Genomic DNA, 18,383 nt, shown 5'->3' with positions numbered 1-18,383 from the left:
CATCTTCTCTAAAGAACCTCGATTTTTTCATCTATTGATGCGATAACTTTTCTATAAATCTCCAACTATCAGCACACATTTCATCAATCGTTTTTTGGGCTTCCCAGTTTAATAACCTTTTAGCTTTGCTGGCATCTGCATAGCATGTTGCAATATCTCCAGCTCGCCTTGGTGCAATACGATAATTAACATGTGTGGCACTTGCTTCCTCAAAGGCTTTAACAACTTCAAGTACACTGTAACCATTTCCTGTTCCCAGATTAATCGCCTCTGCACCCGCATGCTCTCTTGCATATTCTAGTGCTGAAAGATGTCCTTTAGCTAAATCCACCACATGAATATAATCACGTACACCCGTTCCATCCTTTGTATCATAGTCATCACCATAAACGCTTAAGCACTCTAATTTACCTACAGCGACTTGCATGACATATGGTAAAAGATTATTTGGAATTCCCTTTGGATTTTCTCCTAATAAACCACTTTCATGTGCACCAATTGGATTAAAGTATCTTAAAAGTACAATGTGCCACTCATGATTTGATTTATAAAGGTCACGTAAAATATCCTCAATCATAAGCTTAGTTGCCCCATAAGGATTCGTTGTAGAAAGTGGCATTGTCTCCTCAAATGGCGCCTCATTATTCATCCCATATACTGTTGCAGATGAAGAAAATACAAGGTTTCTACAGTTGTACTTATCCATTAACTCACATAAGATTAATGTGCCTGTAATATTGTTATGATAATATGTAAGCGGTATTTGCACCGATTCACCTACAGCTTTAAGCCCTGCAAAGTGAATCACGGACTCAATATGATGCTCCTTAAATACAAATTCAAGTTTTTCTTTATCTAATAAGTCCACCTCATAAAACGTAGGTCTCACGCCTGTAATTGCAGCAATCTTATCTAATACATCTATACTCGAATTACTAAGGTTATCAACAATAATAACCTCTTCACCTTTATCTAAAAGTTCAACAACAGTATGGCTACCGATATACCCCATACCACCAGTCACTAGTATTGCCATATTTACATCTCCCATCACGCCATAATATTTTATCTCCGTTAAATATTATATCACTTTTCTTTTTTAAACTACAATTAACAATACTTCCAATCTTTCGGATTCACCACATATAATCTTCCACCCCACTACCATATTTTGAGACAAATACTTGGGGTATAAATACTTGGGGACAGGTCTCTAATTTTCATGTTAAAACGATAAACTGCCTATGGATTATTACATATCTTGTAAAAGATTTAGATAAATGGTAGAATTTTACATGCAAAAGGGTTTCTATAAATCTATATAGAGAAACCAACGTAAATAGGTTTCTCTCAATGATTTCACATTACTAAAAATTATGAATAACTAAAAGTTATAAATGTGAAATCTATAATATTACAGCATGAAAGGATAACTTAATATGAACAAACGAATGACTTATTTATTATTAGCCACATTAGTTGCTCAATCTGCTTCTCCAATTTTTGCACAAGCTTATCAGCAACAACCAGCTCTACACACAAAGCAATTTACATCAAGAACTACAGATTCTGCAATTGATGTAACCACTAAACCAGGATTAGATGTAGATATGCCAACTACTACTGGGCCTGCTATTAGCATAGATATGGCTAATGTAGTGGTTGATGTAACTGCTGACTCTAACTGTACATACAATAATACTTTATATACTTCAAACTTCTTAAATGACTATGTATCTATTGGTGTAAAGCTTGTAGATACTAGCCTCAAAGATCCTAAGTGGGATGGCAGTTCTATTGCTTCTTACATCACTAGTTCACTTAACTTAAAAACGCTTGCATCTGAAGAAGATTATAAAAAGGTCTCTAGCGTTTATATCTATAATGAACATGAATTCTTAATTAATATCAAAACTAGTGTACTTGATATAGATTCAATCACTGATACACTTTCATTTACACTTCCAAAACAATTATTAACTACAACGCAAGATGTAACTGTAAGTGTACCTATCATAGAAAATGCTTTACTCGGCGGCTCAGCTACTGTAATCACAGGCCCTATTTATGCTTCTGATATTGCTTCTTCTCGTTTCGAAATTGGTGTACGCTTAGAAGATACTGCTTTTAAAGATCCTAAATACGCAGCTGGTTCTTTACATTCATCTATCCTTAGCTCACTTAATTTAAAAACAACTAATGGTGAAGAACCTTCTGGTCTATCAAGTGTTAAAGTTAACAATGCATCTGAATTTGTATTTGCTATGCGTGCCGATAACATTGATACGACTTCTATTCCAGATGTGTTAACATTCACTGTCCCTGGGCAACTTTTAACCAAAGGAAAAGCACTTACAGTAAGTGTCCCTGTTATTCACAAAGTGCCAACATCATCTGGGGGATCTATTAGTTCTGGTAATACTTCTTCATCAAATACTACTGCTCCAATAGCAGAAACACCAGTAACACCAGAAAATCCGACACTTTCAGTAGCACCTACTGCACCAACTACTGTTTCTAGTACTGTAGAAAAACTTATTCAAACGCAAGCAAGAGAATTAACAACTCATGCTACACCTGTTAACTATGGACTTACTGTCAACAACAAAAAAGTAGATTTAAAAAATAAACTTTTAGTAAGCAATGGTAGAACTTTAGTACCAGTAAGAGTCCTTTCAGAAGCACTCGGCTTACCAATTCAATATAATGCAGGCACAAAAACAGCTATCATCCAAAGTGGCGATACACTTATTGAAATGCCTCTTGGTTATAATGTTGCTGTTGTAAACGGTCAAGTTATTCAAATTGACTCTGAAGATTCTAATGTCAAATCTACAATTCAAGATAATAGAGCTTACTTACCAATTCGTTTCATTGCTGAACAATTAAACTTAAAAGTTAACTTTAACAACGGTGAAATTCAAATTCATTCAGCACAATAATAAAACTAAAAAAGGGAAAGCCCACGGCTTTCCCTTTTAGTTTTTAATCTTATAGATTATTTATATATTATATATTATATATTTATTAAAATGTCTTTGTAATATCTAAAAGATATTGCTTAAACTCATCCTTTAAGTCATCACGCTCTAATGCAAATTCTACAGTTGCTTGAAGGAATCCCATTTTATTTCCTACGTCATAACGTTTACCCACGAAGTCATAAGCAAACATAGGCTCTTCTTGTGCGAGTTTGCAAAGTGCATCTGTAAGCTGAATTTCGCCACCTGCACCAATCTCTTGTTTTTCTAGATATTTGAAGATTGTTGGATTGATGATATAACGACCAAGTACAGCTACATTAGATGGTGCTTCTTCTGTTTTTGGTTTTTCAACCATGTTATTAACTGTGTACATACGTTCACCAATTTGTTGTCCATCTACGATACCATATTTATTAACTTCTGAACGTGCTACTGTTTGTACACCTAAAATACTGCTGCCATATTCATCATATTTATCCATCATTTGCTTAAGGCATGGGGTCTCAGATGTAATGACATCATCTCCTAAAAGTACTGCAAAAGGCTCATCACCAATAAATGTCTTAGCTGTTAAAATCGCATGACCAAGTCCTTTTGGTTCCTTTTGACGGATGTAATAAATATTAGCAATATCAGATACAGCACGTGCGATTTCAAGAAGTTCTTTTTTACCATGTTTTTCAAGCTCCATCTCAAGCTCCACTGATTTATCAAAATGGTCTTCAATAGACTTCTTTGTACGTCCTGTTACGATAATGATATCTTCAATCCCAGAGGCCACAGCTTCTTCTACAATATACTGAATTGTAGGTTTATCTACAATTGGTAACATTTCCTTAGGTTGTGCTTTAGTTGCCGGCAAAAATCTTGTCCCTAGTCCAGCTGCTGGTATAATTGCCTTTTTAATTTTACTCATATTCTTCCCTCAACTTTCTTCTTCTCATATTTCTTCTATAACCCATAAACCAATTTTTTACAATAAATAGTTTATATTAACTTACACTAGTTGCGCAACAATTTTTCTAAATTTTCTATCTATATTTGAAAGGATTTTCTTTGCGCATAAACATTTTTAAAGTTGGTTGTACTTTATCCTTATCTGAAAGTAATACTTCTTCTATATCGTCAAGTGGCCAAGTAATATTGATATCTGGATCATTCCATAATACACCACCATCATATTCTGGGGCATAGTAATCTGTACATTTATATTGGAAAGTTGCTGTTTCTGACAATACTAAGAAGCCATGTGCAAAGCCTTCTGGGACATAAAACTGTCTCTTATTTTCTGCTGTTAGAAGTACACCTTCCCATTTACCAAAAGTAGGTGAACCTTCTCTCAAATCAACAGCCACATCATAAACTTCTCCTTCAACGACACGTACAAGTTTCCCTTGTGTATGTTTTGTTTGGAAGTGAAGCCCTCTAAGTACACCTTTTTTGGATTTACTTTCATTATCTTGAACGAAGTTCATTGTAAGTCCTGCTTCTTCAAAGTCACGTTTTGAATAGCTTTCCATAAAGTAGCCTCTATTATCCCCAAATACTGTTGGTTCAATGATGTATAAATCTTTGATTGATGTTTCTATAAAATTAAATTTACCCATTTTTATTATATCCTTTCTTCCTTATGTATCTCTTCATACTTATGTATCTCTTCATACTTTTTTATTACATTATGTTTTGGCATCATTTTATCCATAACATATATGAACGTATTCTTAATAAGCAACCATTCTATATAAATATAATATTTTAAATGACTCACTTTAAATGGTATACGCTTTATTAACTTTAGCCCCTTTAAGCCTTCCCTTATACCAAGAACATATGTCCTTCCAAATCCTTTTTTACTAAACCATATTGCCTTTATGAGCATACCGATTAATAAAAACGGTAGATTAATAAGTAATTGAATCATTGGCATATTTTTATAAGGCACATATAAATTATTCCTCGCAGCCAATTTAACTTTAAAATCGTTATACTTACTACCACTTGTTGCACTCCCTATATGGTATACCTTTGCTGCTGGTAAGTAAATATTTTTATAACCATATATATTCGCCCGATAACTTATATCCACATCCTCCATATATGCAAAGAAGCTTTCATCAAAATAACCTATTTCTTCAAAAGCGTCTCTCCGATATAGCGCTGCACCTGCGCAGGTACTAAATATACGTTCTTGCCTCTCATACTGATTAATTGACTTTCCATCACCTCGCTTATATGCCCACCCCAATAACGTGTATCCATCACCGGCATCATCAATAAGTTCTTTGTTGTGATATTGTATCATTTTACTGCTGACACTAAAGATCTTATCATCTTTTTCCATAGCAATGTACATGGTGCTTAAGAATTCAGGACATAACTGTGTATCATTATTAAGTAGTAATACATATTTTCCTTGAGCCGCTTTAATACCCTCATTAACGGCTCTACTAAAACCATAATTCTTATCTAAGCGTTTAAATCTAATCTCTCCGTAGTCCTTAAGCCACTTATAATCACTATCAGTTGAATTGTTATCAATGATAATAATCTCATAATTACTATATCCTTGATTGTAAATACTCTCAAGACATGTTCTTAAGTACTTTTCTCCGTTGTAATTAGGAATCACAATGGTTATATCTATTTTTCCCATATCATCACCAAGTATTATTATATACTATCTGAGGCCTATAACATATAAAAAGGTCCTCTAAAATTTAAAATTTTCAGAGAACCTTTCCCAAGTTTACATTATTTTTCCTTCTACATCAATCTCAATAGCATCTAAATCAAATTTTGCGCCATCTTTAGCATAAATTTTTACTTGATGTTCACCATATGGTAACCCTATCTTTTCAAAAGTAAGTACTTGGTAAAGCCTTACATTTTTACGTACAGAATACATATGTGGGATGCCATCTATTTCACACACAACTTGTGTTGAATAATTACTTCCTAAACTTTGAATCACCCTTAACCTGGTTCCCACAAAATTAAACATCAGACAATGCTGCCTACTATTGCTGCCACTAATCATTGTTTGCGTATTCTTATACGTTCCCATACTACTCTCTGTCTCGTAAGTCCAATTTTCTCCAATCTTTAAAATATGTGGGTCTCTATCATCAAATCTTTGCCAACCGATTTCTGTTTCTTTATAAACTTTTCCAGCTTTCATCAACTTAGATTTTACGAAGTAATGTAAGGTTTCTGAACTCTTACCTAATTCATCTATTGCTTTAATATGGATATATACACCGCCTAAACTCGTTAAAGTTCCCTCATAACTATTTCCTTCTACAGTAACTATATCATTAGGTATTGTATCTGGATTGGTATCCATCACAATAGCATAGCCTATGATACTTGGTCCTATATGAATACTTTCTATTGTCGATTTCATCTTATAACCTGTATCAATACGTGTGGCTTCTACATAATACTCATACCTTATACCACTTTCTGCTTCCTTAATATTAAAGCTAATCTTCTCTCCTTCTACCTTTAGCACTTCAACTTGTGGCATGGTAGGTATCCTTCTTACTTCCGTATTTTCATTTAGGTACGTCTCCGCCTTTAAATTGCGTGCCAAGTAAAAAATAGTATTGATTACTAACTTTTGTTCCTCATCCGTTGCTTCTCCATTTGCATGTCCCGTTTGAATAAGTGCACAGTTTTTCCAAGTTGTTAAATAAGGACTTTGGTCTGACTCAAACTTCACCCATACATCGCCATATGGATATTGAAAATAACTATGAGAAGTGGGAATTCTATATTTAGTATTTACCTGACCCATCTCATAAGGTACTGTAGTAATCAGGCCCTTTTGAGCTACACAAATGGTACTACACCAACTAATTTGCCTATCGTCACTCTCTTCAAGCATTAAATTAAGGTCTGGTGCAAAAGCTTGAAAGTGCTTTTTATGTATCATTACTGTATCATGCCCAAATAGTACGCCTCCGCCTGCCCTAATGTATTCCTTTAACATAATGGCACTCTTCATATTTAAATCTTTATTACCATTGACATCTGCAAAGCCAAATGCAATCACATCATAATTCCACATTTCTTCAGGCCTTTTATTAAATTCATCTATATACATAGTATTGCATTCAATCTGACCTAGTCCATACTCTGATACCCAATTTCTAAGATGCACTTCTCCTGGATGCACTTCTAATACACGAATCTTATATTGTCTTAACTCACTAAATTCATCTTTTTCTCCTGTATGCCTACCATAAATTTTATATATATAATTATTTTCTTCATCGGGTTTATGCCAGCTTAACCTGATAGCTTTCCTATCTCCTAAAGGCGTTATTGTAAGCTCAAACTTGTTAATTGTTTTCTTTAACATCTCACAATCTCCTTTCCTCAAAATCTCACTATGCCAATACATTGTCCTTTCCTTCTATTTATTGTATTTTCATCATAGGACATTTAGTACTTCTAATTTATATTTTACTTACTCTACTTTTATTCTCCTCTTAGCTCATCACCATAATATTGTGCACAATATTATTTTCCTCTTCACCCAATTTTTCAACTGTTCAACCTTAATTTTCTCCTCTTAGCTATAAACAGCCTAATCATATTTATTTCATGCTATTATTTACTCAAGAATTACTTCTCCGGAAAAGTAAACTTCAAAACCATTACATATTTAAAGGAGGCCTTTATCATGGCTAAATATACTGTTAATATCCCTGCTGGTCCTATTTGGAATAATGAAGATGCTAAGAAAAAATGCCCTATCGTATGCGCTGCACATCTTGGAAAATGGACAGGTCAATGGGTTACTGTTGTACCTGGTGAAATGAGTGTTTGTGAATGTGAATTTGATACAGACGTTCAAGGCTCAAATGAATTAAAACTCAATGTCATTGCCGGCCCTATCTGGAACAACGAAGATGCTAAGGAAAAATGCCCTATTGTTTGTGCATCATATGGCGGCGAATGGACTGGTGCATGGCATACTCCTCAAGAAACATGGGGAAAAATGAGCGTTTGCGAATGTAAATTCAAGTTTTAATTTCTCCTAGGAATATCCTATACCAATAACGAAAGGTGCCATTGCGAAATCCTGCATAATTTCGCAATGGCACCTTTTAATTATCTTAAATATTCTTCTAATGCTTCTTCCCAATTTCTAAAACTATTTAAACCATATAGCTTCAACATAAAGTTATCGAGTACACTAAACTTAGGGCGTTTAGCTGGTCTAACAAATTCTTCACTTGTTACTTTATTTACTTTAACATCAATTCCTTTAAGCTCAAAGATTTTACAAGCAAAGTCATACCAAGAACATTCCCCTTCACATGTACCATGAAAAGTACCATAATACTCAGTCTCTATAAGTTGAATAATTGCTTTAGCTAAATCTACTGTTGAAGTTGGTGAACCAAATTGATCACCTACTACATTGAGCTCCTTATTTGTCTCAGCTAGTTTAAGCATTGTACGTACGAAGTTATTACCTTCACCATAAAGCCAAGCTGTACGAATAATGAAATGCTTCTTACAGAATGTCTTTACATACTCTTCGCCAAGTAGCTTACTTGTTCCATAAATACTTTGTGGCCCAGTTACATCATCCTCACGTCTAGCCCCTGAATCATCACCGCTAAATACATAGTCTGTAGAAACTTGTACAAGTTTAGCACCAATTTCATCACATGCTATCGCAAGATTTTTAGGTCCAATAGCATTTATTTTATAAGCATTTTCAATATCTTCTTCACACTTATCAACTGCTGTATGTGCTGCACAGTTAATCACTACATCTGGTTTTTCAAGTAAAAGTTCTGCTTTAACTTGATTAAGATTTGTGATATCTAAAGTTGTGTAATCTGTTGGGATTACTTTGTATTGATTAGGAGCTTGTCCTAATTGTGCTTGGATTTCAAGGCCTAGTTGACCGTTTGCTCCTGTTATAAGTATTTTCATCTTCTTTTCTCCTATTTTAATCTCAAAACAATTTACTCTCTTCTTATACCTAATATATCATCAATAAACTTATAGCCACAATCATTATCCATTTTTTTATTTCTTCTCAAAGGCAAAAAATTTCACAAAAATAAATGTAACCGGTACACCAATACATGCAGCTATAAGATATGCTGCAATATTGGGTAATCCCAATATATTATACGTCAAAAATACAATAATATTTTGAATAATAAAATTAGGTATATAAGAAATCATAAATTTAATAAGTCCTATAAAAGTAAACTTACTATAAAATATAAATCTACTATTTAGACCATATCCAATACATAGATTTGTTACATAGCCACCTATAAAAGCTAAATTAGCAGATACCACCAATCCATATATCATAGAAAATAATGTACTATTGAATGTATTAATCACTCCTATAATTAAAAACTTAATAAAATCTTTATTCATAAAAGTCGACTTTACCTTTAAAATAAACTGCTCCATCTATTTTCATCCTTTTTATGTTTTTCTACACACCTTTTAATTATCCTATATCTAGTTTAAATTTAATACTCGGTAGATTCTGTTTGGATAATAATTTTACTTCTTACTAGTTCTTTATAAATATCCATTAATATATAAACTAGCATAAATAAATATATTATTGATATACTTCCATTAAACCACAAGAACCCTTGTCTTGGTTCCTCTATTCCAGTAACATATCTTAAATAAGATATAGCCGAAGCTACATTAACACCTAGTGGTATATACCACTTTGTCCTATCTTTTTTTATTATAAAATACAATATACTTAATACATCTCCTGGGAATAAATATCTTTCATGCATTCCTGGTAGAAAGTATGTAATTAGAAGAATAAAAAATAACGCTAAACCAACTAGATTTTCACCATTTATTTCAATCCTCTTATATATAAATATAAGCATACATATTCCTATTAATGCTATAGTTGTTAATATCCCCAACCTTCGCATATATGTAGCTATATACTCATTATCTATCCAAATTAGACTGTAAAAATTATTGAAGTTAGCTGTAAGTACTGATGTTGCTCCTGTCCCATAGGAGACTAATAATTTTAGTACGTCCTTTATTGGTTTTCCTACTAACAATGCTGGTATACTCATTATGAAATATCCTAATAGTATATTTAAAAATTCTAGTATATTAAACTCTTTCGTTCGTATATAAACGACTACTAGTAACGGCAAAAATAATATTGTATGTAATTTAAAGCTCATACCAATTCCAAACAAAAAAAGTGCAACACGATATTTTTTCTTTATAAGCATAAATAATACTATCAAAATAATCCCTGTATAAACTGCATCACATTGCCCCCAATAAGAACCATTTAGAATGACTGTAGGCAAAAATAATTGTATGCTATATACTATGGTTGCATATAATTTTTTACTTTTATCCTCTTTTAATATATTTAAGGTTATTACTGCTGACATAATTGCTATTATAAAATCAAATATAATAGAAAAAATTTTTATTCCATATAAAGGATTTATGGGGATATATGTCAATATCGCCATAAATAACATATACCCATCCATATAATCCCCTATGGTACTACGCAAGCCTCTAATACCACCACTTTCTTTTAAAGTATTATACCAAGGTTGTAGAAAACCAATGTAATCCCCTAGCATACTATCTCTGCCTATATATCTAACTATTATCGCTAAAATAGTTATCAAAATAGTTGCTATGACTAACATATTTTTTTCTATCCACTCTATGAATCTCTTGTTTATTAAACCATCCATTCTTTATCCTCTTCCTCAATTTTTATATAAATGTCCTTATGTAATAACTGCTTCTAACTTTAATTAATCTCACCTAAATCTTAGATATTACAAAATAACTTGGAAATAAAATCTTTGTTAAGCAAATTATATTAACTATTGTCATTATACTAACTATAATATAAGGTAATCCTAAATTAATTTTATGTCTCATAAGCCATTCATCAATACTCTTTAATGCCAAAGTTATAAAATAAATGAGAGGAATGATACATCCCATAATATATCTACCTTGAGGTTGAAAGTCTGTGTAATATGAATAAATTAAGCTTAAAGTAATAGAAATAACACCTGCTAAAATAAGCATTATTTCAAATAAGAGGTTCTGTTTAGGGTCATCTAATTGTCCCCCCCTTGATTTCTTGTATCTTGTAGCTATAGTAACTATCTTAATTCCACCTATTAACATTAGAATACCATAGAGTTTATATATCCAGTTATATACATATATATTCATATAATCAAATACTCCAATGAAACTCTTATAAGTTTGGTCAATCCATTTTCTATCTTTTAACATATATAATAAACTTTCATTTAAATTATGAGGTGTATCTCGATTTGCCGGCTGTAATTCTGGTAGACCATATAAATTACTATATTCTGTTACAGATTTTAAGCCTAATATATCACCATTATGTATTATCCCATTTCGCATAAACCACCAACCGCTTAAAATAATCACAATAACTGCTATAATACCTCCTCGCTTAAAAATTTCTTTCCATCGCTGTTGCATCAATAAATTAGATTTAATAAATAAAATCATACTACAAAGTATAAATCCATAAGCATTATAGTATGATAGTGCACAAATGCTAATACCTATCCCCAATCCTATACATGCTCTAAAAGACCACTTACTTTTTATCCCTTGTATCCAATAGTAGACTATAATGCTAATTGAAAACACTGCTACTATATCATTATTTACATAAGCAGAAATGAATGTAAACTGTGGCCAAAATGCTATTAAACTGGCACATATATACTTATATCTTTCTCCTACCGTTTCCTTTCCTATTTTAAACATAAAGTAAACTGTTCCTACACCACAACAAACACTTGCTAGACGAGCCGCTAAATATAATTGCTCTGTATTTCCACCAATTATACTATAAGCCTTCATAAATATACTGCTTATTATCCCTCCTAGAATGGGGGTAAGTGCATATGAAAATCCCCAGCCAGGTATCCTAACACTTTCCTCTCCTCCTTGAGGTAAACATCCATTTTCAAAAATAAACTGTGGTACTAAATATCGCCCATATTCATCCGGTGCACGATTAAAAGGAATGACATTAGTCCACATTAAATAGATTATTACTGCCATTCCTAATATTCCCCATCTCATTATCCTTTCTTTCTTCATTTCCTTCATTAATATTCTCCTCTGCCTGTTTGTTTTTGAATTTCATACGAAAAAGAAACGGCTAACGTCTACTATAAGTTAATATCATCATTCGTATTTAACACTTCCCATATAATATACCTTGGTCTTGCTTTAGTCTCTAAATACACTTTCCCTACGTACTCTCCAATTATGCCAATGGCTAATAATTGTAACCCTCCAATAGCCCATACAGATGTAACAATTGTTGTCCAACCTTGAACTGTATGACCGAATAAATAGATTATTATAAAGTAAATAAGCATCAATATACTTACTGTAAATATAGTAACTCCCAATGAAGTAATCATTCTAATAGGCTTTATACTTAATGACGTAATACCATCTATTGCAAATGAGAGCATCTTTTTTAATGGATACTTTGATTCACCTGCAAATCTCTCATGTCTCTCATATGTAACAATATCTGTTTTATATCCTATCATTGGTACTATTCCTCTTAAAAAGAGATTAACCTCTTTAAATTTTTCTAGCCCCTCTAATGCCACTTTACTCATCAAACGATAATCTGCATGATCTGATATAATATCTACGCCCATAAATTGCATAAATTTATAAAAACCTTGTGCTGTAATACGTTTAAACGATGTATCTGTCTGTCTTGAAGACCTTACGCCGTATACAATGTCACATCCTTCATAATATTTATCAATAAATTTTTCAATTACATTCACATCATCTTGTAAATCTGCATCTAAAGAAATCACTGCATCCGCATATTCCTTTGCTACCATTAATCCCGCTAGTAAAGCATTCTGATGACCTCTATTATGTGCTAGGTTAATACCAGAGAAGAGCTTATTATCACTATGTAAGTTACTTATTATCTCCCAAGTCTTATCCTTTGAACCATCATTTACAAATGTCACTTTACTATCTGATGATATTTTTTTTCTATTAATTAAATCACTCATTATTGTATATAACTGTTTAGCTGTTTCTGGCAATACTGCTTCTTCATTGTAGCAAGGAATTACCAACCATATTGTCTTAATCCTTTTCATTTTTCCTCCTATAATATCCTATCTCTTGTTTTTATACTTTATTTTAAATCTAATATACCTACTCTACTTTCTATATCCCTTAATCTTTTACCCCTCTTATCGCTCACTACTACATATAGTAAAGTCTTCTTTATCTAACGTTAAATTTTTATTATAATACGGATCCTTCCTGTACTCTCCCCACCTAGCATAAAATCGTTTAACCTCTCCTTGGAAACGTTCTACTTTCTCAGGAGTATCTTCTGTACCTCTTGATTTTGATTCATGGTGATATGCTTCTACATAAGGTGTAAAAATAACTAATTTATCTTCTTCCCTTACTCTTAAGCAAAAGTCCACATCATTAAAGGCTACTTTAAAGGCTTCATCTAAACCATTTACACTATCAAAGACATCTTTCCTTACCATTAAACAAGCTGCTGTGACTGCACTAAGGTTTTGTATGATTTTTAGTCTGCTAAAGTAACCATTATCTTCTCTTTCGAAATATTTATGAGAATGTCCTGCTACACCACCGATACCAATGATTACACCTGCATGCTGAATTGTGTCATCTGGGTAGTAAAGTTTTGCGCCCACTATGCCAACTTCTTTTCTCTGACAATGCATGAGCATTTCTTCAATCCAATTTGCTGTAAGTATCTCTATATCATTGTTTAATAAAATGATATATTCACCTTCTGCAAACTGTATTCCGTAATTATTAATTGCTGAATAGTTAAATTCATCCTTCCATACTACAACTTTTATGTTATTTTCTTTTTTAAGTTCTTCATAATACTTAAAAGTAGACTCTTCCGTACTATTATTTTCTACAATGATTATTTCATAATTTGAATATGTAGATTGCTTAATAGAATTTATGCATTGGCTTAAATCATCTATATGATCCTTAGTTGGAATTATAATAGATACCTTAGGATTACCCTTAATCTCATAATTAACACGATGTGTTCCTCTTATTAAACCAGGTTCAATTTTTCCATTTATTCCTTGACGGTTTAAATGTGCTTGTAAGGCTCTTCTTGCTGCATCTACTGTATATTCTTTTGCATCTAAATTAGCTGCTGTAGAATTTCTATGTACACGCCAGTGATATAAAATCTTCGAAATATGATAAATTCTTGAAGTCGCTTCTGTAAGTCTTAAGAATAAATCATAATCTTGGCTGCCATCAAACTCTTTATTAAATCCGCCTACCTTCTCAAGCAAGTTTCTTCTAAAAACCGTAAAGTGGCAAATATAGTTGTAACTTCTTAGCGTATCTGGAGACCAATCCGGCTTAAAGTGTGGATCAAAGAATTCTTTGCCTTCTTCATCCGTTTTATCTTCATCACTATATATAAAATCTAAACTTTTGTCTTCATTTAAAACTTTAACTACTTCATATAGTGCATTTGGAGTTAATAAATCATCATGATCAAATAATCCAATATACTCTCCGGCAGCTAATTCCAAGCATGCATTAGTATTACCTGAAATCCCTAAGTTCTCTTCCAAGAAGCTTACTTTAATACGTTTATCCTTTTGTACATATTCTTTTAAAAGCTTAATCGTATCTGCCGTCTGGCTATTTCCATCTGCTATGCATAGTTCCCAATTACTATAAGACTGTGCTAACACCGAATCAATCATCTCAGTTAGAAAATGCTTAGGTGTATTATAAGTGGGTACAACAATGCTGATAAGTGGTTCATATGCAAACTTGTGTTGTCGCTGCTCTTCTAACTCACTTAACGTAGGCAGCTGCTTTGCAATCCATTTTGTGTATCCTGAATTTTCTTTTAAAACACCATTTAACTTTTCAATAAGTTTCTTTAATCCATTAGTTCTAAAATATGCTATTGCCTTCTTTACTTTATCTAGATTAGCCAGCTTAATTAATGTACATATCTTATTTAATCTTTCCTTATTTCTTTGCTTTTTTAGGCTTCCAACATTAATGCTATCTTTTACCACATAATTGTTAATGCTATACTCTATGTCCATCAAACTTCTTAAATCACCTGTAATGACTATTTCAAAACCTACATTATTGTGATTTAACATCGTATGATATGCATTATATACATCTTGGCGTTCTTTAAAATCTATCTTATATCCTTTACTTTGAGGTACCTTTATTTGGGGCACATCACCATGTTTAGAAAATGCCCATCCTTGTATCACTACTTTATCTTTATGTAAAATGGTACTGTCTATATGATGTATGATAAAATCACTTTCTTGCATTAAAGCTACAATATCTTTTTTATATAAAGTCTGCCATTCACCTTTATATAAGATTTGTATTTCCACTTCTTCAAAGTCCATGCCTTGAACTGTAATTTCATCTTTAAATCCACAGTTTACTTCATCTGTGTGCATAGTACGCTGTACATCAATACGTTCTACATTCTTTTTGTTAATACTTATTTTTTGTCCTGCTCCTAAGACCATTCTTAAATCATAGTCTGTATCACATAAAATCCAACCACTGACTACTATCTTATTTCCCGTGCTTATTACTACTTCATCAATATTATATTTGCCATTAAACTTATCCATAAATATAATCCTTATCTCTTCCTATTCATTAGCTTTTTCAATACCTTCCCCATTAATGTACTGTATACATAATCCAATTCTTTTTTATATTCATCTTGTGTGCGCTGTAAGTCTTCTATCTTATTAATCAATGCTTTATTTTCAATACTAATATTATCTATATGGTTATCCTTTAACTGCATTTCTACTTTTTCTTGTTTTACCATACTTTCAATATTCTTGATGTGATTATCTTTTAACTGTAGCTCTTTTTTGTCTTGTCTTACTATATCTTCAATATTTCTGATATGATTATCTTTATCTTTAATAACTTGCTCTGTCTCACGAATGTGCTGCTCTTTCTCCTTAATAGATACTTCTATACTTTCTATATAAACATCTTTATCTTTAATAATTGCTTCAATATTATTTATATGATTATCCTTTAATTGAAGCATCTCCTCTATATTCTCAATCTGCTTTTCCTTAATTTGAAGGTTTTTCTCTATGTTACTTATATGATTATCCTTTAACAGCATAATTTGTTCTAACTCTCTAACTTGAGATTCCTTAATTCCAATAACTTGTTCCAAGTTATGGATATGATTATCTTTTAACTCAAGGATTTCACTATTTGCATATGCAGTACATAATTTTTTATAAAACTCAGCTTCAAGTAAATTGAATTCTGCTAAATCATTTTGTTTAGCTTTTTCTTTCTGAGTCAACTGCTGTATGCCTTGCTTAACTCCTACTATAATTTTTCTATAACATCTTCCCTCTGTATCACTTGGATATACTTTTTCATTATAGAACTGATTGATTACATTAACTTCTGCTAATACTGCACTGCTGTACACAGATAAGAAATGATAACGCATTAAATTTTCCCATATATTTATAGAACCATGTTCAAGGCATGTATATTTGATATTTTTCTCTTCTAAATACTCTAATGTTTGTTTCCAGTTAGGTAATCCGTTTTGAATATGTTCTACAAGCCATGGATGATCATTGCCTACTAGTCCTTTAAAAAATGCATTTATATTTCTCTCAGCATCTGCTACCCCAGCTGTATCAAAAGGCCCCATTAATATGAAACCTTTTTTTGCTACCCTGTTTATCTCATCAATAAAATTTTTTCTTCTTTCAGAAGGAATATGTTCAAATACATCTAGCGCTACAATAAAATCATAACTATTATCCTCTAAATTCATTTGAGTTGCATCGCCAAGTATATATTGAGGATCATTTTGAAACTCTTCATCTAGCTGAATATCTAAGTATGTAATTTTATCACTTGGTAAGAACTTTTCTAAATTTTTATGTTCATTTGCTCCCACTTCCAGGATATTAAATTTTTCTTCCTTATTTCTTAGCTCATTAATAATTTCTTGTGTTTTCTTATATCTTTGGTACTGATCAAATAATACTTCTATCATTTAATCACCTCCCAGTTATGTTCAATATATACTTGCCCTTCTGTAAAATATTCATTGGTAATCGTAAATGATTTGATATCACTCTTATAATCTAAATTAACTATCCCTTCATTATTAAATATACCTACATCAATATTGTAAATGCCACCTAATAATGTTATCTTAGGTATCTTATACTTCACTTTATGTCTTCCCATTATATTAGGAACTGATATTTTATCTAAGTGAGTATTAGGCCCAAATATATAGTTTCTATCAGGTGTATATATGGCTACACCTAATAAGAATCCATCTACTCTCTCTTCATAAACTTCATATGTTACATTCACTTCTAGTGAGTCAAAAGTTTTTAGCTTATCTTTACTTAATTCCACTGCCGTGATTGATGCTAATATATCTGCATTAGGTCTAATAATTTCAGCTTCTTCTTCCTGGATATGTTCAGCTTGTTTTTCTTCCATTTCTATTTCTTGTTTAGCCTCACCATTTCGCATAAAGGATTCATATATATCACACACTTCACTAGCTGGCCCAGTTTGTTTTATTTCTCCACCGTCAATCCATATGGCTTCATTACAAAATCTTTTAACTTGTTCTATAGCATGAGATACAAATAAAATAGTTGTATTACTTTCCTTCAGACTCTTCATCTTTTCTATGCATTTCATTTGAAATCTAGTATCTCCAACGGCTAATGCTTCATCTACAATTAAGATATCTGGTTCTACATTAATAGCTACTGCAAAGGCAAGTCTCGCAAACATACCACTAGAATATGTTTTTACAGGTTGATTGATAAATTCACCTATATCTGCAAAATCTATGATTCTAGGAATCCTCTGATCCATTTCCTCTCTTGTATATCCCATCATTGTTCCATTTAAATATACGTTTTCTATACCTGTATATTCAGGATTAAATCCTGCTCCTAATTCCAAGATTGCAGAAATCTTCCCATTAACAACCTTTGATCCTTCTGTTTCATTTAAAACACCTGTTAGAATCTTTAATAAGGTTGATTTACCAGAACCATTTTTACCTAATATACCTACAGCGTCACCTTTTTTAACTTCAAAGCTTATATTTTTTAAAGCATAATGCTCTTTAAAATATATTTTCTTAGATAAGCTTAGTGATTCTTTAAGTCTATCTATGGGATTATCGTAAAGTTTGTATAATTTACTCAACCTCTCAACTTTTACTGCTATATCTTCCATACGCCTTAT

At 32.1% G+C, this 18,383-nt stretch carries 15 protein-coding genes; 2 read left to right on the top strand and 13 right to left on the bottom strand.

The genetic code is table 11. From position 1 onward, the window contains the following. Positions 1-31: 31 nt before the first annotated feature. Positions 32-1,036, bottom strand: a complete 1,005-nt coding sequence (gene galE / locus AC1VAQ_RS05945) for a UDP-glucose 4-epimerase GalE (RefSeq protein ID WP_302598867.1) — start codon at positions 1,034-1,036, stop codon at positions 32-34. 403 nt (positions 1,037-1,439) lie between these two features. Here galE and AC1VAQ_RS05940 point away from each other — a divergent pair, with 403 nt between their 5' ends. After that, positions 1,440-2,942: a copper amine oxidase N-terminal domain-containing protein gene (locus tag AC1VAQ_RS05940; protein ID WP_479903618.1), complete on the top strand. Its 1,503-nt coding sequence runs from the start codon at positions 1,440-1,442 to the stop codon at positions 2,940-2,942. 85 nt (positions 2,943-3,027) lie between these two features. Here the strand turns inward: AC1VAQ_RS05940 and galU are convergent, their stop codons facing one another. The 4 genes from galU to AC1VAQ_RS05920 form a co-directional block, all read right to left on the bottom strand. After that, a complete protein-coding gene (gene galU, locus AC1VAQ_RS05935) occupies positions 3,028-3,900 on the bottom strand; it encodes a UTP--glucose-1-phosphate uridylyltransferase GalU (protein WP_302598869.1) in 873 nt (290 codons plus the stop codon). Between the two features lie 115 nt (positions 3,901-4,015). After that, positions 4,016-4,591, bottom strand: a complete 576-nt coding sequence (gene rfbC, locus AC1VAQ_RS05930; RefSeq protein WP_302598870.1) for a dTDP-4-dehydrorhamnose 3,5-epimerase — start codon at positions 4,589-4,591, stop codon at positions 4,016-4,018. A 5-nt stretch (positions 4,592-4,596) separates the two neighbouring features. Next, positions 4,597-5,637, bottom strand: a complete 1,041-nt coding sequence (locus tag AC1VAQ_RS05925) for a glycosyltransferase family 2 protein (protein ID WP_479903617.1) — start codon at positions 5,635-5,637, stop codon at positions 4,597-4,599. 93 nt (positions 5,638-5,730) lie between these two features. Continuing rightward, a complete protein-coding gene (locus tag AC1VAQ_RS05920; protein ID WP_479903616.1) occupies positions 5,731-7,347 on the bottom strand; it encodes a hypothetical protein in 1,617 nt (538 codons plus the stop codon). 324 nt (positions 7,348-7,671) lie between these two features. Here AC1VAQ_RS05920 and AC1VAQ_RS05915 point away from each other — a divergent pair, with 324 nt between their 5' ends. Continuing rightward, complete coding sequence (locus AC1VAQ_RS05915; protein WP_302598874.1) at positions 7,672-8,022, top strand: mannan-binding protein; 351 nt, start codon at positions 7,672-7,674, stop codon at positions 8,020-8,022. 80 nt (positions 8,023-8,102) lie between these two features. Here AC1VAQ_RS05915 and rfbD read toward each other — a convergent pair whose 3' ends face one another. The 8 genes from rfbD to AC1VAQ_RS05875 form a co-directional block, all read right to left on the bottom strand. Further along, positions 8,103-8,939 (bottom strand): dTDP-4-dehydrorhamnose reductase, encoded by an 837-nt coding sequence (rfbD, locus tag AC1VAQ_RS05910; protein WP_479903615.1) that lies wholly within the window; start codon positions 8,937-8,939, stop codon positions 8,103-8,105. Between the two features lie 96 nt (positions 8,940-9,035). Next, positions 9,036-9,437: a GtrA family protein gene (locus AC1VAQ_RS05905; RefSeq protein WP_479903614.1), complete on the bottom strand. Its 402-nt coding sequence runs from the start codon at positions 9,435-9,437 to the stop codon at positions 9,036-9,038. Between the two features lie 62 nt (positions 9,438-9,499). After that, on the bottom strand, positions 9,500-10,735 hold the full coding sequence (locus AC1VAQ_RS05900; RefSeq protein WP_479903613.1) for a hypothetical protein: 1,236 nt from the start codon (positions 10,733-10,735) through the stop codon (positions 9,500-9,502). A gap of 73 nt (positions 10,736-10,808) precedes the next feature. Next, positions 10,809-12,155, bottom strand: coding sequence for a glycosyltransferase family 39 protein (locus tag AC1VAQ_RS05895; protein WP_479903612.1), 1,347 nt, complete (start codon positions 12,153-12,155; stop codon positions 10,809-10,811). A 62-nt stretch (positions 12,156-12,217) separates the two neighbouring features. Then, positions 12,218-13,189: a glycosyltransferase family 2 protein gene (locus AC1VAQ_RS05890; protein ID WP_479903611.1), complete on the bottom strand. Its 972-nt coding sequence runs from the start codon at positions 13,187-13,189 to the stop codon at positions 12,218-12,220. Positions 13,190-13,285: 96 nt separating this feature from the next. Further along, a complete protein-coding gene (locus tag AC1VAQ_RS05885) occupies positions 13,286-15,736 on the bottom strand; it encodes a glycosyltransferase family 2 protein (RefSeq protein WP_479903610.1) in 2,451 nt (816 codons plus the stop codon). An 11-nt stretch (positions 15,737-15,747) separates the two neighbouring features. Next, entirely contained in the window at positions 15,748-17,157 is a 1,410-nt protein-coding gene (locus AC1VAQ_RS05880) for a class I SAM-dependent methyltransferase (RefSeq protein WP_479903609.1), read from the bottom strand. After that, entirely contained in the window at positions 17,154-18,374 is a 1,221-nt protein-coding gene (locus AC1VAQ_RS05875) for an ABC transporter ATP-binding protein (protein ID WP_479903608.1), read from the bottom strand. The genes AC1VAQ_RS05880 and AC1VAQ_RS05875 overlap by 4 nt, the downstream gene beginning before the upstream one ends. Positions 18,375-18,383 lie beyond the last annotated feature (9 nt).

Source organism: Cellulosilyticum sp., from assembly GCF_982396655.1.
This window is presented reverse-complemented; position numbering and strand designations above follow the sequence as displayed.